The 15537-nt window shown below is 61.0% G+C and carries 12 protein-coding genes; 7 read left to right on the forward strand and 5 right to left on the reverse strand.

Going from position 1 to position 15537, the window contains the following annotated elements:
• Window positions 1–71 precede the first annotated feature (71 nt).
• The 6 genes from cysM to rluF all read left to right on the forward strand — a co-directional run bounded on the left by cysM (window position 72) and on the right by rluF (window position 9591).
• Window positions 72–968: a cysteine synthase CysM gene (gene cysM, locus ACWHRL_RS07750; RefSeq protein WP_447530510.1), complete on the forward strand. Its 897-nt coding sequence runs from the start codon at window positions 72–74 to the stop codon at window positions 966–968.
• A 62-nt stretch (window positions 969–1030) separates the two neighbouring features.
• On the forward strand, window positions 1031–2449 hold the full coding sequence (rlmD, locus tag ACWHRL_RS07755) for a 23S rRNA (uracil(1939)-C(5))-methyltransferase RlmD (protein ID WP_447895895.1): 1419 nt from the start codon (window positions 1031–1033) through the stop codon (window positions 2447–2449).
• A gap of 66 nt (window positions 2450–2515) precedes the next feature.
• Window positions 2516–4789: a GTP diphosphokinase gene (gene relA / locus ACWHRL_RS07760; RefSeq protein WP_447895896.1), complete on the forward strand. Its 2274-nt coding sequence runs from the start codon at window positions 2516–2518 to the stop codon at window positions 4787–4789.
• Entirely contained in the window at window positions 4786–5616 is an 831-nt protein-coding gene (gene mazG, locus ACWHRL_RS07765; RefSeq protein ID WP_447895897.1) for a nucleoside triphosphate pyrophosphohydrolase, read from the forward strand. Before relA ends, mazG begins: the two co-directional genes overlap by 4 nt.
• Before the next feature lie 155 nt (window positions 5617–5771).
• Complete coding sequence (ppc, locus tag ACWHRL_RS07770; protein WP_447895898.1) at window positions 5772–8420, forward strand: phosphoenolpyruvate carboxylase; 2649 nt, start codon at window positions 5772–5774, stop codon at window positions 8418–8420.
• A 73-nt stretch (window positions 8421–8493) separates the two neighbouring features.
• Window positions 8494–9591 (forward strand): 23S rRNA pseudouridine(2604) synthase RluF, encoded by a 1098-nt coding sequence (gene rluF, locus ACWHRL_RS07775; protein WP_447895899.1) that lies wholly within the window; start codon window positions 8494–8496, stop codon window positions 9589–9591.
• Window positions 9592–9594: 3 nt separating this feature from the next.
• Here rluF and ACWHRL_RS07780 read toward each other — a convergent pair whose 3' ends face one another.
• From ACWHRL_RS07780 to ACWHRL_RS07790, 3 genes are read right to left on the reverse strand one after another with little or no spacing between them, the layout of a single operon-like run.
• The gene (locus tag ACWHRL_RS07780) at window positions 9595–10263 is read right to left on the reverse strand and encodes an anthranilate synthase component II (protein ID WP_447895900.1); all 669 of its coding nucleotides are present in this window, start codon (window positions 10261–10263) and stop codon (window positions 9595–9597) included.
• Window positions 10260–11654: an anthranilate synthase component I family protein gene (locus tag ACWHRL_RS07785; RefSeq protein WP_447895901.1), complete on the reverse strand. Its 1395-nt coding sequence runs from the start codon at window positions 11652–11654 to the stop codon at window positions 10260–10262. Before ACWHRL_RS07785 ends, ACWHRL_RS07780 begins: the two co-directional genes overlap by 4 nt.
• A complete protein-coding gene (locus ACWHRL_RS07790; protein WP_447528663.1) occupies window positions 11651–11926 on the reverse strand; it encodes a Trp family transcriptional regulator in 276 nt (91 codons plus the stop codon). The genes ACWHRL_RS07785 and ACWHRL_RS07790 overlap by 4 nt, the downstream gene beginning before the upstream one ends.
• A gap of 146 nt (window positions 11927–12072) precedes the next feature.
• Between ACWHRL_RS07790 and ACWHRL_RS07795 the strand changes: the two genes are divergently transcribed.
• Complete coding sequence (locus tag ACWHRL_RS07795; protein WP_447895902.1) at window positions 12073–13986, forward strand: monovalent cation:proton antiporter-2 (CPA2) family protein; 1914 nt, start codon at window positions 12073–12075, stop codon at window positions 13984–13986.
• Here ACWHRL_RS07795 and ACWHRL_RS07800 read toward each other — a convergent pair.
• Both ACWHRL_RS07800 and ACWHRL_RS07805 read right to left on the reverse strand, forming a co-directional pair.
• A complete protein-coding gene (locus tag ACWHRL_RS07800; protein ID WP_447895903.1) occupies window positions 13972–14433 on the reverse strand; it encodes an NUDIX hydrolase in 462 nt (153 codons plus the stop codon). The genes ACWHRL_RS07795 and ACWHRL_RS07800 overlap by 15 nt on opposite strands.
• A gap of 138 nt (window positions 14434–14571) precedes the next feature.
• Window positions 14572–15471: a LysR family transcriptional regulator gene (locus ACWHRL_RS07805; protein ID WP_447895904.1), complete on the reverse strand. Its 900-nt coding sequence runs from the start codon at window positions 15469–15471 to the stop codon at window positions 14572–14574.
• Between the last annotated feature and the right edge of the window lie 66 nt (window positions 15472–15537).

Below are 15537 nucleotides of genomic sequence, written 5' to 3' on the forward strand. Positions count from 1 at the left end.
GGTGGGTTGCCTGTCCAGCCACAGGCAGCCCCGATATAATGCCGTATAAAGGTGACGATAAGGAACGCATGATGGACTATCCCGCGCTTGAAGATGTAATTGGCAATACCCCGCTGGTGCGTTTGACGCGTATCAGCGCCGGACGCAACAACACGCTGCTGGCCAAACTCGAGGGCAATAACCCGGCGGGGTCGGTAAAAGACCGCCCGGCGCTTTCGATGCTCGCCGAGGCCGAAGCCCGCGGTGAGATCGCCCCGGGGGATACGCTGATCGAGGCAACTTCGGGCAATACCGGCATTGCGCTGGCCATGGCGGCGGCCATCAAGGGTTATAATATGGTGCTGGTCATGCCCGAAAACGCCTCCAGCGAGCGCAAGCAAGCCATGGCCGCTTACGGGGCCACGCTGATTTCGGCCAGCCAAAAGGGCGGCATGGAAGAGGCCCGGGATATCGCCGATGAGATGATCGCCAAGGGTGAAGGCAAGCCGCTCAATCAGTTTGCCAACGCGGACAACCCGCTGGCCCACTACCGAACCACCGGGCCGGAGCTTTGGCAGCAAACCGGTGGCGAGATCACTCACTTCGTAAGCTCCATGGGCACGACCGGCACCATCATGGGCGTATCACGCTATCTAAAAGAGCAAAATAGCGCGATCGAGATCGTCGGCCTGCAGCCGGAAGACGGCGCCAGTATCGCCGGTATTCGCCGCTGGCCCGAGGCGTACCTGCCGGCCATTTTCGAAGCCCCCCGGGTGGATACCGTGTTGGATATCGGCCAGCAAGAGGCGGAAGAGCACATGCGCCGACTGGCGCGGGAAGAAGGCATTCTGGCCGGGGTCTCGTCTGGAGGAAGCCTTGCCGGGGCGCTGCGCATCGCCGAGCAGGTCGAGAACGCGGTGATCGTCTTCATCGTCTGCGACCGGGGCGATCGTTACCTGTCCACCGGTCTTTATGCGCCCGCGCAGTAGCGCTTGGCTTAAGTAAATGTGTAAGGATTCTCTGTTTTTGAAAACCGTTTTGGATAACCATCATGCTGGGTAAAAAGCGGCCACCGCGGCCCAAGTCGGGCCACTCCGGGCTTGCCCGTACGCCACCGGGTGCCCCGACCAAAGGCGCCGAGGGTAACACCTTGATCATCGACCGGCTGGCCCACGACGGGCGCGGTATCGCCCATAGCGCGGCGGGCAAGACCGTGTTCGTCGACAAGGCGCTGCCCGGGGAAGAGGTCGAAGCGGCCGTGCATATCGAGCGTAAGCGCTTTGACGAGGCGCACATAAAGCAGCGCCTTACCAGCGCCGAGAGCCGGGTGACCCCGCCGTGCCCCTATTACGAGCGGTGCGGCGGGTGTGATCTTCAGCACCTGAATCTGGCCGCCCAGCGCGAACACAAGCGCCAGGTGGTCAAAGAGCTCTTCGCCCGCCAGGGGATCGAGCTTGCCCGGATCGACACGCTCGACGGCTCTTCAGAGCACTACCGGCGCCGGGCACGGCTCGGCGTGCGGCTGGATTCACAGGATAACGTGCTGCTGGGTTTTCGCGCGGCGGGCAGTCACCGGCTGGTGAGTATCGATCATTGTCATGTGCTCGTCCCCGAGCTTTCTGCGCTGATCGCACCGCTCAAGGCATTGCTGGAAACCCTCGATGCCCCCAAGCAGGTCGGTCATATCGAGCTCATCAAACCGGCCGGCAAGCCGGTCGTGCTTGTCCGCCAGTTAAAGGCCAACGTTCATGACGCCCAGGCGTGGCAGGCCTTCGCCAGTGAACAGGGCATCAGCGTAGGTGCCTGGGTAGGCCGCGAAGAGCCGGTGCTCGAGTGGTATGGCGAGGCCCCCACCCTCGAGGACACGCTGAGCCTGCCCGCTGGATTGAAATCGCCAGATGCGCCTGCGCACCTGGCGCTGGGCTTCAGCCCCGGCGATTTTTTGCAGGTCAACGCCGAGGTCAACCAGCAGATGATCGACCGGGTGATCGAGTGGCTGACACCGACGCTGGCATCATCAGCCGCGCCACGTGTGCTTGATCTCTTCGCGGGGATCGGTAACTTTAGTTTGCCCCTGGCGGTTGCCGGTGCTCGGGTGCTTGCCGCCGAGGGCAGTGCCGCGATGGTCCAACGTATCGCGACCAACGCCGAGCGGTATCGGCTCGATATCGCCGCCCGGCAGGTGGATTTGAGTCAAGTCGCGCGCCTTGGCGAACTCTTCGACGTGGGCGAGGCGATCGAGGCCGTGGTGCTCGACCCGCCCCGGGGCGGCGCCGAGGCCATTTGCCACGCTCTGGGCGAGCGCCGAGTCGCGCAGGTGGCCTACATCGCCTGCGACCCGGCGACACTTGCGCGGGATGCGGCCACGCTTTTGAAAAAGGGCTATCGGATCACCGACGTCACCGTCGCGGACATGTTCCCGCATACTGCCCATATCGAGACGCTGGTGCTGTTCGAGTACGCAGGCTAAGCCACCGTTGGCGCTTTACCTAAACGCGGGGTAAAGCGCCGTTAGTTGAAAGGATGAGTCATTGCCATGGTGAAAGTGCGTGAAGACCAGCCGCTGACGCAAGGCGGCAAGGTGGATATAGAGCAGTGGTTGACGCGCTTGAAAGAGAGCGTGCGCCTGCCGGAACCCGAGCGGCTGGTCGAAGCCTGCGAGCTTGCCGAAGTGCTCGAGCGCCAGGCACCGCAAACGCACCGCGTGTGGCTCTCGCCGGGCACCAGTTTTCGTATGGGCTTGGAAATGGCGGATATTCTGGCGGACTTGAAGCTCGACCAGGCCACGCTGGAAGCGGCGGTGCTCTACCGCTCGGTGCGCGAAGGGCTGGTGAGCCTGGAGGCGATTACCAAGCGCTTTGGTGAAGAGGTCGCCACGCTGATCGACGGCGTGCTACAAATGGCTGCCATTAGCTATCCGTTGGCTTCTCACCAGGCCATGAGCCAGCACAACCAGCAGGAGAACCTGCGTAAGATGCTGGTCAACATGGTCAGCGACGTGCGCGTGGCGCTCATCAAGATCGCCGAGCGCACCTGCGCGCTGCGCCAGGTCAAAGATGCGCCCCGGGACAAATGCCTGCAGGTGGCCCGTGAAGTCGCCGATATCTACGCGCCGCTGGCTCACCGCTTAGGCATCGGTCAAATCAAGTGGGAGCTCGAGGATCTCTCGTTTCGCTACCTTCATGAAAACGACTATAAAACCATCGCCAAATTGTTGGCCGAAAAGCGCCTGGATCGGGACCGCTATATTCAGGACGTGGTGGAAACGCTCGAGTCGTTGATGCGCGCGCAGAATATCAACCGCTTCGATGTCAAAGGCCGCGCCAAGCATATCTACTCGATCTGGCGCAAAATGAAGCGCAAGCACATCGATTTCTCCCAGGTCCACGACGTGCGGGCGGTGCGCATTCTGGTGCCTGCCGTGACCGACTGCTATACCGTGCTGGGCATCGTCCACTCGCGCTGGCACCACGTGTCCAACGAGTTCGACGACTATATCGCCAACCCCAAAAAGAACGGCTATCAGTCGCTGCACACCGCGGTCGTGGGGCCGGAAAACAAGGTGCTCGAGATTCAGATCCGCACCTTTAGCATGCACGACGAAGCCGAGCTTGGCGTGTGCGCTCACTGGCGCTACAAGGGCCACGACACCAACGCCAAAAGCGGCAGCTACGAAGAGAAGATCGCCTGGCTTAGGCAGGTGCTCGAGTGGCAGGACGAAGTGGGCGGCTTTGGTGATCTGCGCGAGGGGCTTTTGAGCGATGTCGCCCCGGACCGCATCTACGTCTTCACACCGGATGGCCACGTAATCGATTTACCCCGTGTGGCCACGCCGATCGATTTCGCCTACCGGGTGCATACCGAGATCGGCCACCTCTGCCGCGGCGCGAAAATCAACGGGCGGATCGTGCCGCTCAACTACAAGCTGAAAACCGGTCAGCAGGTCGAGATTCTGACCGCCACCAAGGGTGGGCCGAGCCGGGATTGGCTCAATCCGAGCCTTGGCTACGTACGCACCTCCCGCGCGCGGGCCAAGATTCAGGCCTGGTTCAAACACCAGGCGCGGGATCAGAATTTGGAAGAGGGCCGCGCGCTGTTCGAGCGCGAGATGAAGCGCCTGGACGTCGATGGCCTGAACCTTCAAAAGCTCGCTGAAGCGGTCAACTACCAAAACGCCGACGACATGTACGCAGCCCTTGGCGCCGGCGACCTGCGTATTGGCCAGGTGCTCCATCAGGCACAGCAGCTGTTCGGGGAAAGCGACGATCAGGAGCAGTTGGAAAGGCTTTTGGCCAAGCCGCGCCGCCAGCCCAGCAAGGCCGTGCAAAGCGATATCACGGTGCTGGGGGTGGGGAATCTCAAGACCAGCATGGCGAACTGCTGTAATCCGGTGCCCGGCGAGCCGATCCTCGGTTTCATCACCCAGGGGCGGGGGGTCACCATTCACCGCCAGGAGTGCGCCAACGTGCTGCAACTACGCATGGAAGAGCCCCAGCGCATCATCGAGGTAGAGTGGGGCGAGCGTGCCCATACCCGCTACCCGGTGGCCATCGAGATCCAGGCCTGGGACCGCTCGGGGCTTCTGCGCGACGTGACCGGCCTACTGGGCAACGAAAAGGTCAACGTGCTGTCGGTCAATACCTTGACCGATACTGACGAGGGCATTGCTCGGCTGCGTATTACCCTGGAAGTCGACGGTCTTGAAACCCTGGGGCGGCTTTTCTCGCGCATCCAACAACTTCCCAACGTGACCGAAGTGCGCCGGCTGCGCGACGCGGACCCGGAAAAATCCGCGAAAGGGGGCCTATGATACGCTATGACCTGAATGATTTGCTCGCCCTGATGCGCGTGCTGCGCGACCCGGATCAAGGCTGCCCTTGGGATATCGAGCAACATTGGCAAAGCATCGTGCCACACACCATCGAAGAGGCCTACGAAGTAGCCGATGTCATCGAGCGCCAGGCGTATGAGGAGCTTCCCGGTGAGCTTGGCGATCTGCTTTTCCAGGTCGTCTACTACGCCCAGTTCGGCGCCGAGGAGCAGCGTTTCGATTTTTACGACGTCGTCGATGTGCTCACCACCAAGATGATTCGCCGCCATCCCCACGTGTTCCCGGAAGGCACGCTGGCCTCGCGCCGCCCGCCCGGTGTCAGCGCCAAAGAGGTCGAACAGCGCCAGGTAAAAAGCCGCTGGGAGTCGCTAAAAGCCGACGAGCGCGCCGGGCGCCCGGCAAGCACCGCCTCGGCGCTGGACGATATCCCGCTGGCGCTGCCTGCGCTCAACCGCGCCAACAAGCTCTCCAAGCGCGCCGCCCGGGTGGGCTTCGACTGGTCGGATACCCGCGGCGTCATCGAAAAAATCCGCGAAGAGCTCGACGAAGTCGAACAGGCCCTCGATGAAAACGATCGCGAGCACGCCAAAGAGGAGGTCGGCGATTTACTCTTTGCCACGGCCAACCTGGCCCGCGCGCTAGGCTTTGACCCGGAAACGTGCCTGCGCGGCACCAACGCCAAGTTCGAGCGGCGATTTCGCTATGTCGAGCGCGCGCTGAGTGCCGAGCAGCGCCCGACGGGTAGCGCCACCCTGGCAGAGATGGAGCACCACTGGCAGGCCGCCAAACGACAAGAGACCGAATAGACGCCGTCGTTTGAGAGAAACGGTTTCAGTAAAACGGTTTAAATAAAGCAGCCCATCAAAACAGCTCTTTAAAACAGTTCTTCAAAACAGTTCTTCAAAACAGGCCGGGCGAAACGAACCGGGCTTAAAAACAACGAATTCCAAGGAGGTCAGGTATGAGTCATGATTTACACGAGTCCCTGCGGGAGAACGTACGTATTTTGGGCGACAGCCTGGGCCGCACCATTGCCGACGACCTGGGCCAGCCGTTCGTCGATAAAATCGAGACGATCCGCGCCCACGCCAAACAAGGCCGCCAGGGGAATACGCTCCAGCAGCGTGCGCTGATCGAGTATCTGCGCGAGCTGCCCGAGCGCGATCTTCTGCCGGTGACCCGGGCGTTCAACCAGTTCCTCAACCTGGCCAATATTGCCGAGCAGCACTACCGGGCGCGCTTTCGCCGGGTTGAAGACTACAAGCCCGGCATGCAGCCCGCGCTCGGCGAGCTCTTGAACCGTGCTCGCGAGGCCGGCAACTCGCCGCGCTCGCTGGTCGAAACGCTTGCCAACATGCGCGTCGAACTGGTGCTGACCGCTCACCCCACGGAAGTCATTCGCCGCACGCTGATTCAAAAGTACGACGCCATCGACGACTGCCTGACCGCTATCGAAAGCGCCGATGACTACCCGGAGCGCGGCGAGCGCGCCCGTGGGCGCCTGAACGAGCTGATCAGCCAGGCCTGGCACACCGACGAGATTCGCCACGAGCGCCCCACGCCGGTGGACGAGGCCAAGTGGGGCTTTGCGGTGATCGAAAACTCGCTTTGGCAGGCGGTGCCGGATTTTCACCGCGACCTGGATAACCTGCTGCTGGAGAGTGCCGGCGAGCGCCTGCCGCTGGACGCCGCACCGATCCGCTACGCTTCCTGGATGGGCGGCGACCGCGACGGCAACCCGAACGTCACCGCCCGGGTCACCCGCGAGGTGTTGCTGCTGGGCCGCTGGATGGCCGCGGATCTGTACCTGCGTGATCTAGAGCAGCTCAAGACCGAGCTCTCCATGTGGAAGGCCAATAGCGCCCTGAAAGCCGAAGTCGGCGAGGCCACCGAGCCCTACCGCGAGCTTTTGAAACGGCTTCTGACCCGGGTCGAGGCGACCCGGGACTGGGCGAAGGCCGAACTCGACGGGCAGAACTTCGATGGCGGCCCGATCATCGAGACCCGCGATCAGCTCTACGCGCCGCTTTTGGCTTGCTACCGCTCGCTGTGCGATGTGGGCCTGGACACCATCGCCAACGGCGCGCTGCTCGATACGCTGCGCCGGGTGGCGGTGTTCGGCGTCACGCTCACCAAGCTGGATTTGCGTCAGGAAGCGAGCCGCCACGCCCAACTGATGGAAGAGCTCACGAGTGAATTGGGCCTGGGTCACTATCAGCAGTGGGACGAGTCCGCCCGCCAGGCGTTTTTGCTCGAGGAACTTGCCTCGAACCGGCCGCTGATTCCAAGGCGCTGGGAGTGTTCGGCGGAGTCGCGCGAGGTGATCGATACCTTCAAGGTGATTGCAAGCGAACACGCTGAGGCGCTGGGCACCTATATCATTTCCATGGCCGCCGAGCCTTCGGACGTGTTGACCGTGGCGCTGCTCATGAAGGAGATCGGCGGGCGGGTGACGCTGCCCATCGCGCCGCTTTTCGAGACGCTCAACGACCTGGATAACGCCGCCGGGGCGATCGACAAGTTGCTGGCGCTGCCTGGCTACCGGGCGCTGGTGAAGGACCGCCAGGAGGTGATGATCGGCTACTCGGACTCCGCCAAGGATGCAGGCCAACTCGCCGCCGCCTGGGCGCAGTATCGCGCCCAGGAGTCCTTGGTCGAGGTGTGTAAGCGCCACGGCGTGGATTTGACGCTGTTTCACGGGCGCGGCGGCACCGTAGGCCGTGGCGGCGGCCCGGCCCACGCGGCGATTCTCTCCCAGCCGCCCGGGTCGGTGAACGGAAGCCTGCGCGTGACCGAGCAGGGCGAGATGATTCGCTTCAAGTTCGGTCAGCCGGATATCGCCCTGCGCTCCATGGAGATCTATGCCTGCGCGGTGCTCGAGGCCACGCTCTTGCCGCCGCCGGCCCCGGAACCCAAGTGGCGCGAGGAGATGGACAAGCTGGCGAGCGTCGCCCACGCCGGTTATGTGGGCGTGGTGCGCGAAGACCCGGATTTCGTCCCCTATTTTCGTGCGGTGACCCCGGAAGGGGCGCTGGGTCGGCTGCCGCTGGGTTCACGGCCGACCAAGCGCCGCCAGGACGGCGGCGTGGAAACTTTACGCGCGATTCCCTGGATATTCGCCTGGACACAGATTCGTTTGATGCTGCCGGCTTGGCTGGGTAGCGGTGAAGCCTTTACTGAACGCCTGGCCCAGCCCGGTGGGCGCGAAGTGCTTCAGGAAATGCGCAACCAGTGGCCGTTCTTTGGTACCTACCTGGACATGCTGGAGATGCTGTTGGCGAAGGCGGATGTCGCCATTGCCGCCTACTACGAGCACCGGCTGGTCGACGAGCCCTCGCTCAAGGCGCTGGGCAAAAAGCTCAGAGAGCGTTTCGAGCGTTTGGAAGTCGCCGTGCTGGATATCGCGGGTCAAGAGGCGCTGTTGGAAAACACGCCATTGATCCGCCAGGCGATCGACGTGCGCAATCCCTACATCGACCCGCTTCACGGCTTACAGGCCGAGCTTTTGCAGCGTAACCGGGACGCCGACGGGGCGATCAGCGCCGATCTATCTCGTGCCCTGATGGTGACCATGGCGGGTATTGCCGCGGGGCTGCGCAACACCGGCTAGACGCCAGGTAAAAGCCTTCTTGCCGCCGCCCTCGGGTGGCGGCGTTTCATTTTTAACGCAATTCAGGCGTGCTATGTCGCTTAAAAAATCGACCCGAATCAACAAGTACATCAGCGAGAGCGGGCTTTGCTCGCGCCGTGAGGCCGACCGCTTCGTCGAACAGGGCAACGTATGGCTCAACGGGCGCCGCGCGACGACCGGCGATCAGGTGGTGGCGGGGGATCGGGTCAAGGTCAACGGCCAGGAGATCGAACCCCAGGAGGAAGAGGACCTGGTGCTGATCGCGCTCAACAAGCCAGTAGGCATCGTCAGCACCACCGAGTCGAGCGAAAAGGACAATATCGTCGACTTCGTCCAGCACGGCGTGCGTATCTTTCCCATTGGGCGCCTCGATAAGGACTCCCAGGGGCTGATCTTTCTGACCAACAATGGCGATCTGGTCAACAAGATCCTGCGCGCCAACAACCAACACGAAAAAGAGTACGTGGTCACGGTGAATAAGCCGGTGACCGACGACTTCATCGAAGGCATGCAAAAGGGCGTGCCGATTCTTGGCCAGGTCACCAAAAAGTGCAAAGTGGAGCGCCTGTCCAAATTCAGCTTCAACATTACCTTGGTGCAGGGCCTCAACCGTCAGATTCGCCGCATGTGCGAATACTTTGGGTTCGAGGTCACCGAGCTCGTGCGTACGCGGATCATGAACGTCTCGCTCAAGGGGCTGGCCACCGGCGACTGGCGCGATTTAACGCCCAAAGAGATCGATACGTTAAGCGAGCTCATCAAGGACTCGGACCCGACCCCCGATGCGCCCAAAAAGCCGCGCGCCCCCAAGGGCGGGGCGCAAAAGACCCAAGCCAATAAAGGCGCCGGAGGCGGGCAGGGCGCGGGAAGAAGTGCGGGTAGCCATACGGCGAAAGGTGCCGGCAAGCCTGCCGGTAAAGCAACGCCGCCTGGCAAGCGCAAAGAGGCGAAAGCCGGCGCCAGGGGCGGCAAGCCCCAGGGCGCGGGTAAAGCCGCCGCTGGGGCCAAAGGCAAGCCCGCGGGCCGGGGCAAGCCGGTCAAAGCCGGTGGCGCGGGTAAGGCCGGGGCCAAGGGCGCATCCACCGGTAAACCGGCGGGCAAGGCGCCGGGGCGGGGCAAGGCGGGCAAGCCCGGCCCACGGCGCAAGTAAGGCTTACTGGTAAGGGGCGAACAGGAAGTTGCCGATCAGCTCCTTGCCGCCTTCGGTGGCGAAGGATTCCGGGTGAAACTGAATACCGTGAATGGGGTAGTCGCGGTGTTTGACGCCCATCAGCTCGAACTCCCCCGCGGCCTGCCAGCGCGCGCGCTCGGCGAAGCTCTCCGCGCCAAGCCCGCCTACCGTGGCGGTCACGTCCAAACACTCGGGGAGCGAGGCCGCATCGGCGATCAGCGAGTGGTAACGCATCACCTCGAGCTGGTCCGGCACGCCGTTGAAGACCGAGCGGTGGTTGTGGTTGATCGGGCTAATCTTGCCGTGCATGGGCAGCGGCGCCTTGATCACCTGACCGCCGAATACATGCACGATACCCTGCATCCCCAAACACACGCCCAGCAGCGGCGTGGTCGTGCCGAGTTTTTCGATTACATCAGAGCAGACGCCGAAATAGCGCGGGTCATCCGGCGAGCCGGGCCCGGGGGAAATGATGATGCGGTCCGCCTCGAGCGCCTTTACCTCTTCGAAATCGATCTGGTCGTTGCGCTTGACCAGAATCTCGAAGCGTTCGATGGCGCCCCGGTTTTTCTCGACGCTTAAAATCTCACCAATGAACTGATACAGGTTGTAGGTGAAAGAGTCGTAGTTATCGATAATCAGCACCTTCATGCGGGGCTCTCCGTATCCATAAAGGGGGCCAGGGCTTTGCGCGTGCCGGCGAATTTCCGGCGGATCTCTTCGTACTCGTCCTCGGCGTTGGAGTCGAACACGTTGCCGCCACAGGTTTGCACATAGGCGTGCTCGCCGTTGACGAATACGGTACGAATGGGAATCGCGAAGGTGCAGTCGCCGTTGAAGGAGAACTGGCCCACTGCGCCGCCGTAGGGCCCACGCCCGTCGACTTCCAGCTCGTCGATGATTTTCATCGCCTCGATCTTGGGCGCGCCGGTGAGCGTGCCGGCGGGGAAGTTGCTGGCAAGGGCGGTGAACATATCCTCGTTTTGGTCGATGATGCCGACGATCTCGCTGGAGATATGCTGCACGTGGCTAAAGCGCTTGATGTCCATCAGGCTTCGCACCTTGACCGTGCCGAACTGGGCGACCCGGCCGATGTCGTTGCGGTGCAGGTCGACGATCATGTTGTGCTCGGCGATCTCCTTGGGGTCGTTCAAAAGCGTGCGGGCAAGCTGAGTGTCTTCCTGCTCGGTCTTGCCTCGGGTAGTCGTGCCGGCCAAGGGGAAGGTCTCCATCTCGCCCTGGCGCAGGCGAAAGAGAAGCTCCGGGCTTGCCCCGATCAGGCGCTGCTCGCCGAATTTGACGTAGTACATCTGCGGCGACGGGTTGATGCGCCGAAGCTCGCCGTAAAGCGCCAAGGTGTCGCCTTCGACCTTGAAGCGCTTTTTAAAGCCGACCTCGCACTGAAAGATCTTGCCGTCGATGATGTCCTGCTTCACTTTAGCGACCGCCCGGGCGTGCTCGGCCTGGCTCATGGTGTCGCCCTGAGCGGTAATTTTCAGCGCCCCCGGGGTCACGTCGTCGGTGTCGATCAGGTTTTGAAGAAACTCGAAGCGGCTATGGTCATAGTAGAAGTAGGTGACCTCGCCGGTCATCTTATCGAGAATCAACCCGTCTTTATAAAGGCCGAAGCGAAAGGTATCGAAGTCCTCGCTTGCCTTGAGGGAGAGCGAGGGCTCGAAATACTGCATGGCATCGTAGCCGAGATAACCGGAAAGGCCGCCGGCGTACTTGCGCGAAATAATGTTTTGCGGCATTAGCGAGCGTAAAAGCTCATAAGGGTTCTCGCTTGGGTAGGCGTTGGTCTCTCCGTCCCGGTGCTCGATGGTGAGCGTTTGGCCGTTGGCGTAGAGCAGGTACTCCGGGTCGAAGCCGATGATCGAGTGGCGCGCCATGTGGCTATCTTCGCCGAGGGATTCGAGCATGTAGCAGTTATCGAAAGCGCGTTCGATTTTCTGAAACAGTGCGAAGAAATCGCAGTCGGCGGCCAGCGTCACGTAGTGGGGCTTGCGCGGCAGGCTAAACGGGGTCGGGCCGGCACTCATGGGGTATCCTTGTGGGCAGCGGTAGCGGGTAAAAATGCCTTGGCGCCGCGCGAAACCGTCGCGATGCCAACGCCCAGGGTTTCGGCGATTTTACGGTGCGCCACCCCCTCGTCGAGGAGCTTAAAAATTTGTAGCCGTTTACTGATTTCCTGATATTCTGAAGGCGTTAGCAGGCTATCTAATGCGCTATCCATCGCCTGTGCCGAGTCAATATCGAGCAGGTAGCGCACGAGCTGCGCCCTGTAATCATCTTCCGGTACGTTTTTGGACACGATGCAAACGCCTCATTAATCATCCAACCATTATGTACTAGCGTACTAGTACATAATGGTTGGACCCTCACTGTCAAGCCGTGTTCTAAAGCGCGCTTGTACACACTGCATTACACGTCATCGCGTCAACCCTCATCGAGAGATCAATGACCCAGTACTTCATTCAGGCTTTTATCTATTTATTGGCGGCCGTCATCGCCGTACCGTTGGCCAAGCGTTTCGGGCTGGGCTCGGTACTCGGGTATCTGGTGGCCGGCGTTGCGATCGGCCCAATCCTTGGGTTGGTGGGGCAAGAAACCGACACCATTCAGCACTTCGCCGAGTTCGGCGTGGTGATGATGCTGTTTCTGGTCGGGATGGAGCTCGACCCTAAAAGCCTCTGGGCGATGCGCGTGCGCCTTTTGGGCCTGGGTGGGCTGCAGGTGGTGTTGAGCGCTGCCGCGGCTACCGCCATTGGCGTGTGGTTAGGCACGGCCTGGCAAACCTCGCTTGCGGTGGGGTTGGTGCTGGCGCTTTCGTCCACGGCCATCGTGTTGCAAACGCTCAATGAGAAGGGCCTTGCCGCCACCGAAGGCGGGCGCAGTGCTTTCTCTATTTTGTTGTTCCAGGATATGGCGGTGATTCCCATCCTGGCGCTGATTCCGCTGCTGGCGATGCCCGGTATCGACTCGAGCGTCGGCCAGGCAAGCCACGAAAGCTTCGATCTCGTCTCGCATCTGCCGGGTTGGGCCCACGCGCTGGTGGTCATCGCCGCGGTGGGAATGGTGATTGGCGCGGGTTACTACCTGATGCCGCTGCTGTTTCGCTACGTGGTGAAGTCCAACCTGCGGGAGATATTCACCGCCAGCGCCCTGATGCTGGTGATCGGTATCGCCGCGTTGATGGGTCTGGTCAATCTCTCCCCGGCACTCGGCGCGTTTTTGGCCGGGGTCGTACTGGCCAATAGCGAGTTCAAGCATGAGCTCGAGGCCAATATCGAGCCCTTCAAGGGGCTGCTGCTCGGGCTTTTCTTTATCACCGTGGGGGCGGGTATCAATTTTGAGGTGCTGATCGAGCAGTGGCCGGCGGTTATCCTGCTGGGCCTGGGCGTCATGGCGGTGAAAGGCGCGCTTTTGATAAGCCTGGCCTACGTGTTCCACATTCGTGGCAGCAACGGCTGGCTCTTGACCCTGAGCCTGGCCCAGGCCGGCGAGTTCGGCTTCGTACTGTTGACCTATACCCGCCAAAATAGCGTGATCGGCCAGGAACTTGCCGAGCTTTTGTCGCTGGTCGTGGCGTTCACCATGTTCTTGACGCCGCTTCTGTTTATCGCTTTCGACAAGCTCGTGGTGCCGCGTTATCTGGAAAGTAAAACCCAGCCCGAGGCCGAAGAGTTCGACGAGCAGTCGCCGGTCATCGTCGCCGGGGCCGGGCGCTTTGGCCAAATCGTTTGCCGGCTTTTAAGGGCCAGCAACGTGCCCTTGGTCGCGCTCGATCTCGAACTCAACCAGATCGAAAACGCTCGGCGCATCAACATCAAAAGCTATTTCGGCGACGCCAGCCGCGGCGATCTGCTGGCGCGGGCAGGGGTCGAAAAAGCCTGTCTGTTGGTGGTGGCCATCGACGATCTGGATCGCGCGGTGCATACCGTGGAGCACGTCAAACGCTACTACCCGAACGTATGGGTGCTGGCCCGCGCCTACGACCGGGGCCACGGCTACCGCCTGCGCGAGGCCGGGGCCGATGACGTCGTCAGCGAAACCTATCATTCGGCGCTCGAGCTTGGCAGCCACGCGCTGACCGCGCTGGGCGTACACCCCATGCGTGCCAAGCAGATGGCCTGGAGCTTCGTGCAAAACGAAGACGCCCATGACGCGGAGCTTTTCCAGGCTTGGAAAGAAATCGAAGGCCATCAAGGGTTCAGTCGTCGCTACGGCGAGCTATTCCGGCGTTTGGAAGAGGCGTTGAGCAACGCCATGGACGAGCAGGGCGGCGAGCCTCAACAGGAGGACGTGCCGGTATGGACCGCGCCGGTCGATAAGAGGGGCAGCGAATCGTCCAAGGCTTCAGGGCATCGATAGTGACAGCTCGCCCGCCTGTCGGGCGATGTCGGCGACATCGATACTCAGCGCCAGATCCGTCGTCGCCAAGTCGCGGATAGGCACCCATCTGGCTTCCAAAGCGTCGTCTCCTGCAAGCGGCTCACCTTCCCGCCATTTGCAGAGCACCGCGATGAGTAGATAGTGATGACGAAGCTCGCCTTGGTGATCATAATCGAAAGCGTCGGCGGCATTGAAAATCCGCTCGGCCAAGGCGTTGACTCCCGTCTCTTCCCGCAGCTCCCGTAAAGCAGCCGCCTCGATCGGCTCCCCCCGCTCTATCTTGCCGCCGGGGAACCCCCACCGCCCGGCGTCGGGCGGGTTGCTCCTCTTCACGAGCAGCACGCTGCCATCGCGAACCACGGCGGCAATCGTCGCAGGTATCGGATGCGGCCCGGGGCCGGGCTGGTCTTGGTTTGTATCTCTCATTTTGCCACCATAGTTGATCTTGAAGTGTCGTTTGGCGCAGCGCTCAAGAAGACGGTTGCGAAAGCTTATCGAATTCGAACATACCTTGAATCATCGGCGCTTATAAATTGCCCGGCTATGTAATGTATAAGCGAGTCACTAGAGGGTGAATTGTGTTGCGAGCGTACCGGCTATTTTTTCCACGAGAAGTCTCGAGCGATGATTAATGGAGCGATTGGGATAGATGGCCACTATTTCGAGAGGGGCGGGCTGGTGTTCGAGTTCTATTTCGATCAGTTCTTCCGCAGTAATGTGTGCTTCGCAAAAGGCTTTGGGAATAATCGCATAGCCGATTCCTTTCAAGGCGCCGGCTATCAGCATTTGGCTGCTATCGACTTTATAACGCGAGGCGACATTCAAATGAAAGATGCCTTTTTGGGAGTCGATGAAATGCCAGGGGTTCTCCTTGAGTGCCAGAAGGGTCGAAATACAGGGGAGGCGTTCCAGCTCTTTGAGCGTATAGGGGGTGCCGTATCTTGTTATCAGTTCGGGGGCGGCGACCACGACACTTTCCAGCTTCAAAAGCCTGCGCATGACGAGGCTACTATCTTCGAAATTACCCCGGTGATAGGCGATGGAGATATCGATATCTCTTCTGACTGGATCGAGTGGCGCCATGCTGGTGATGCACTCGATCGAGGTCTTCGGATGCTCCGCGGCGAACTCGGCAATGGCCGAATTGAGCCATTTGGCGCCGAATTCCGACGGAATGGCGAGGGTTATTTTCCCCGATAGGTCGCCTCTCTCCGTCGTTATCTCGTTTTCCACCTCATCGAGCTGGTCGATCAGGCCCGCAGCCTTCTCATAAATTCGCTTTCCTTCCTCGGTGAGTCGAAGGTAGCGGCTGCTGCGCAGTACGAGCTGCATACCGAGCTGCTTTTCGAACTGAGCAAGTTGCCTTGCAACCGTCGAGTTGGGCACTCCGAGTACCTTGGAGGCGGCCAGCACCGAGCCCTGTTCGGCGACGACGATAAACACTTTTAAATGGTTTAAGTTCATGTTGCCAATTATGGGAAGTTGTTTCCCAAAAGCTAATATTGTGCCCTACCAAAGTCAATATTAGGG

Source organism: Vreelandella sp. GE22 (assembly GCF_968212445.1).

Coding starts and splice junctions, on each gene's coding strand:
- cysM (WP_447530510.1), top strand. CDS start 72: ATGGACTATCCCGCGCTTGAAGATGTAATTGGCAATACCCCGCTGGTG.
- rlmD (WP_447895895.1), top strand. CDS start 1,031: ATGCTGGGTAAAAAGCGGCCACCGCGGCCCAAGTCGGGCCACTCCGGG.
- relA (WP_447895896.1), top strand. CDS start 2,516: ATGGTGAAAGTGCGTGAAGACCAGCCGCTGACGCAAGGCGGCAAGGTG.
- mazG (WP_447895897.1), top strand. CDS start 4,786: ATGATACGCTATGACCTGAATGATTTGCTCGCCCTGATGCGCGTGCTG.
- ppc (WP_447895898.1), top strand. CDS start 5,772: ATGAGTCATGATTTACACGAGTCCCTGCGGGAGAACGTACGTATTTTG.
- rluF (WP_447895899.1), top strand. CDS start 8,494: ATGTCGCTTAAAAAATCGACCCGAATCAACAAGTACATCAGCGAGAGC.
- ACWHRL_RS07780 (WP_447895900.1), bottom strand. CDS start 10,263: ATGAAGGTGCTGATTATCGATAACTACGACTCTTTCACCTACAACCTG.
- ACWHRL_RS07785 (WP_447895901.1), bottom strand. CDS start 11,654: ATGAGTGCCGGCCCGACCCCGTTTAGCCTGCCGCGCAAGCCCCACTAC.
- ACWHRL_RS07795 (WP_447895902.1), top strand. CDS start 12,073: ATGACCCAGTACTTCATTCAGGCTTTTATCTATTTATTGGCGGCCGTC.
- ACWHRL_RS07800 (WP_447895903.1), bottom strand. CDS start 14,433: ATGAGAGATACAAACCAAGACCAGCCCGGCCCCGGGCCGCATCCGATA.
- ACWHRL_RS07805 (WP_447895904.1), bottom strand. CDS start 15,471: ATGAACTTAAACCATTTAAAAGTGTTTATCGTCGTCGCCGAACAGGGC.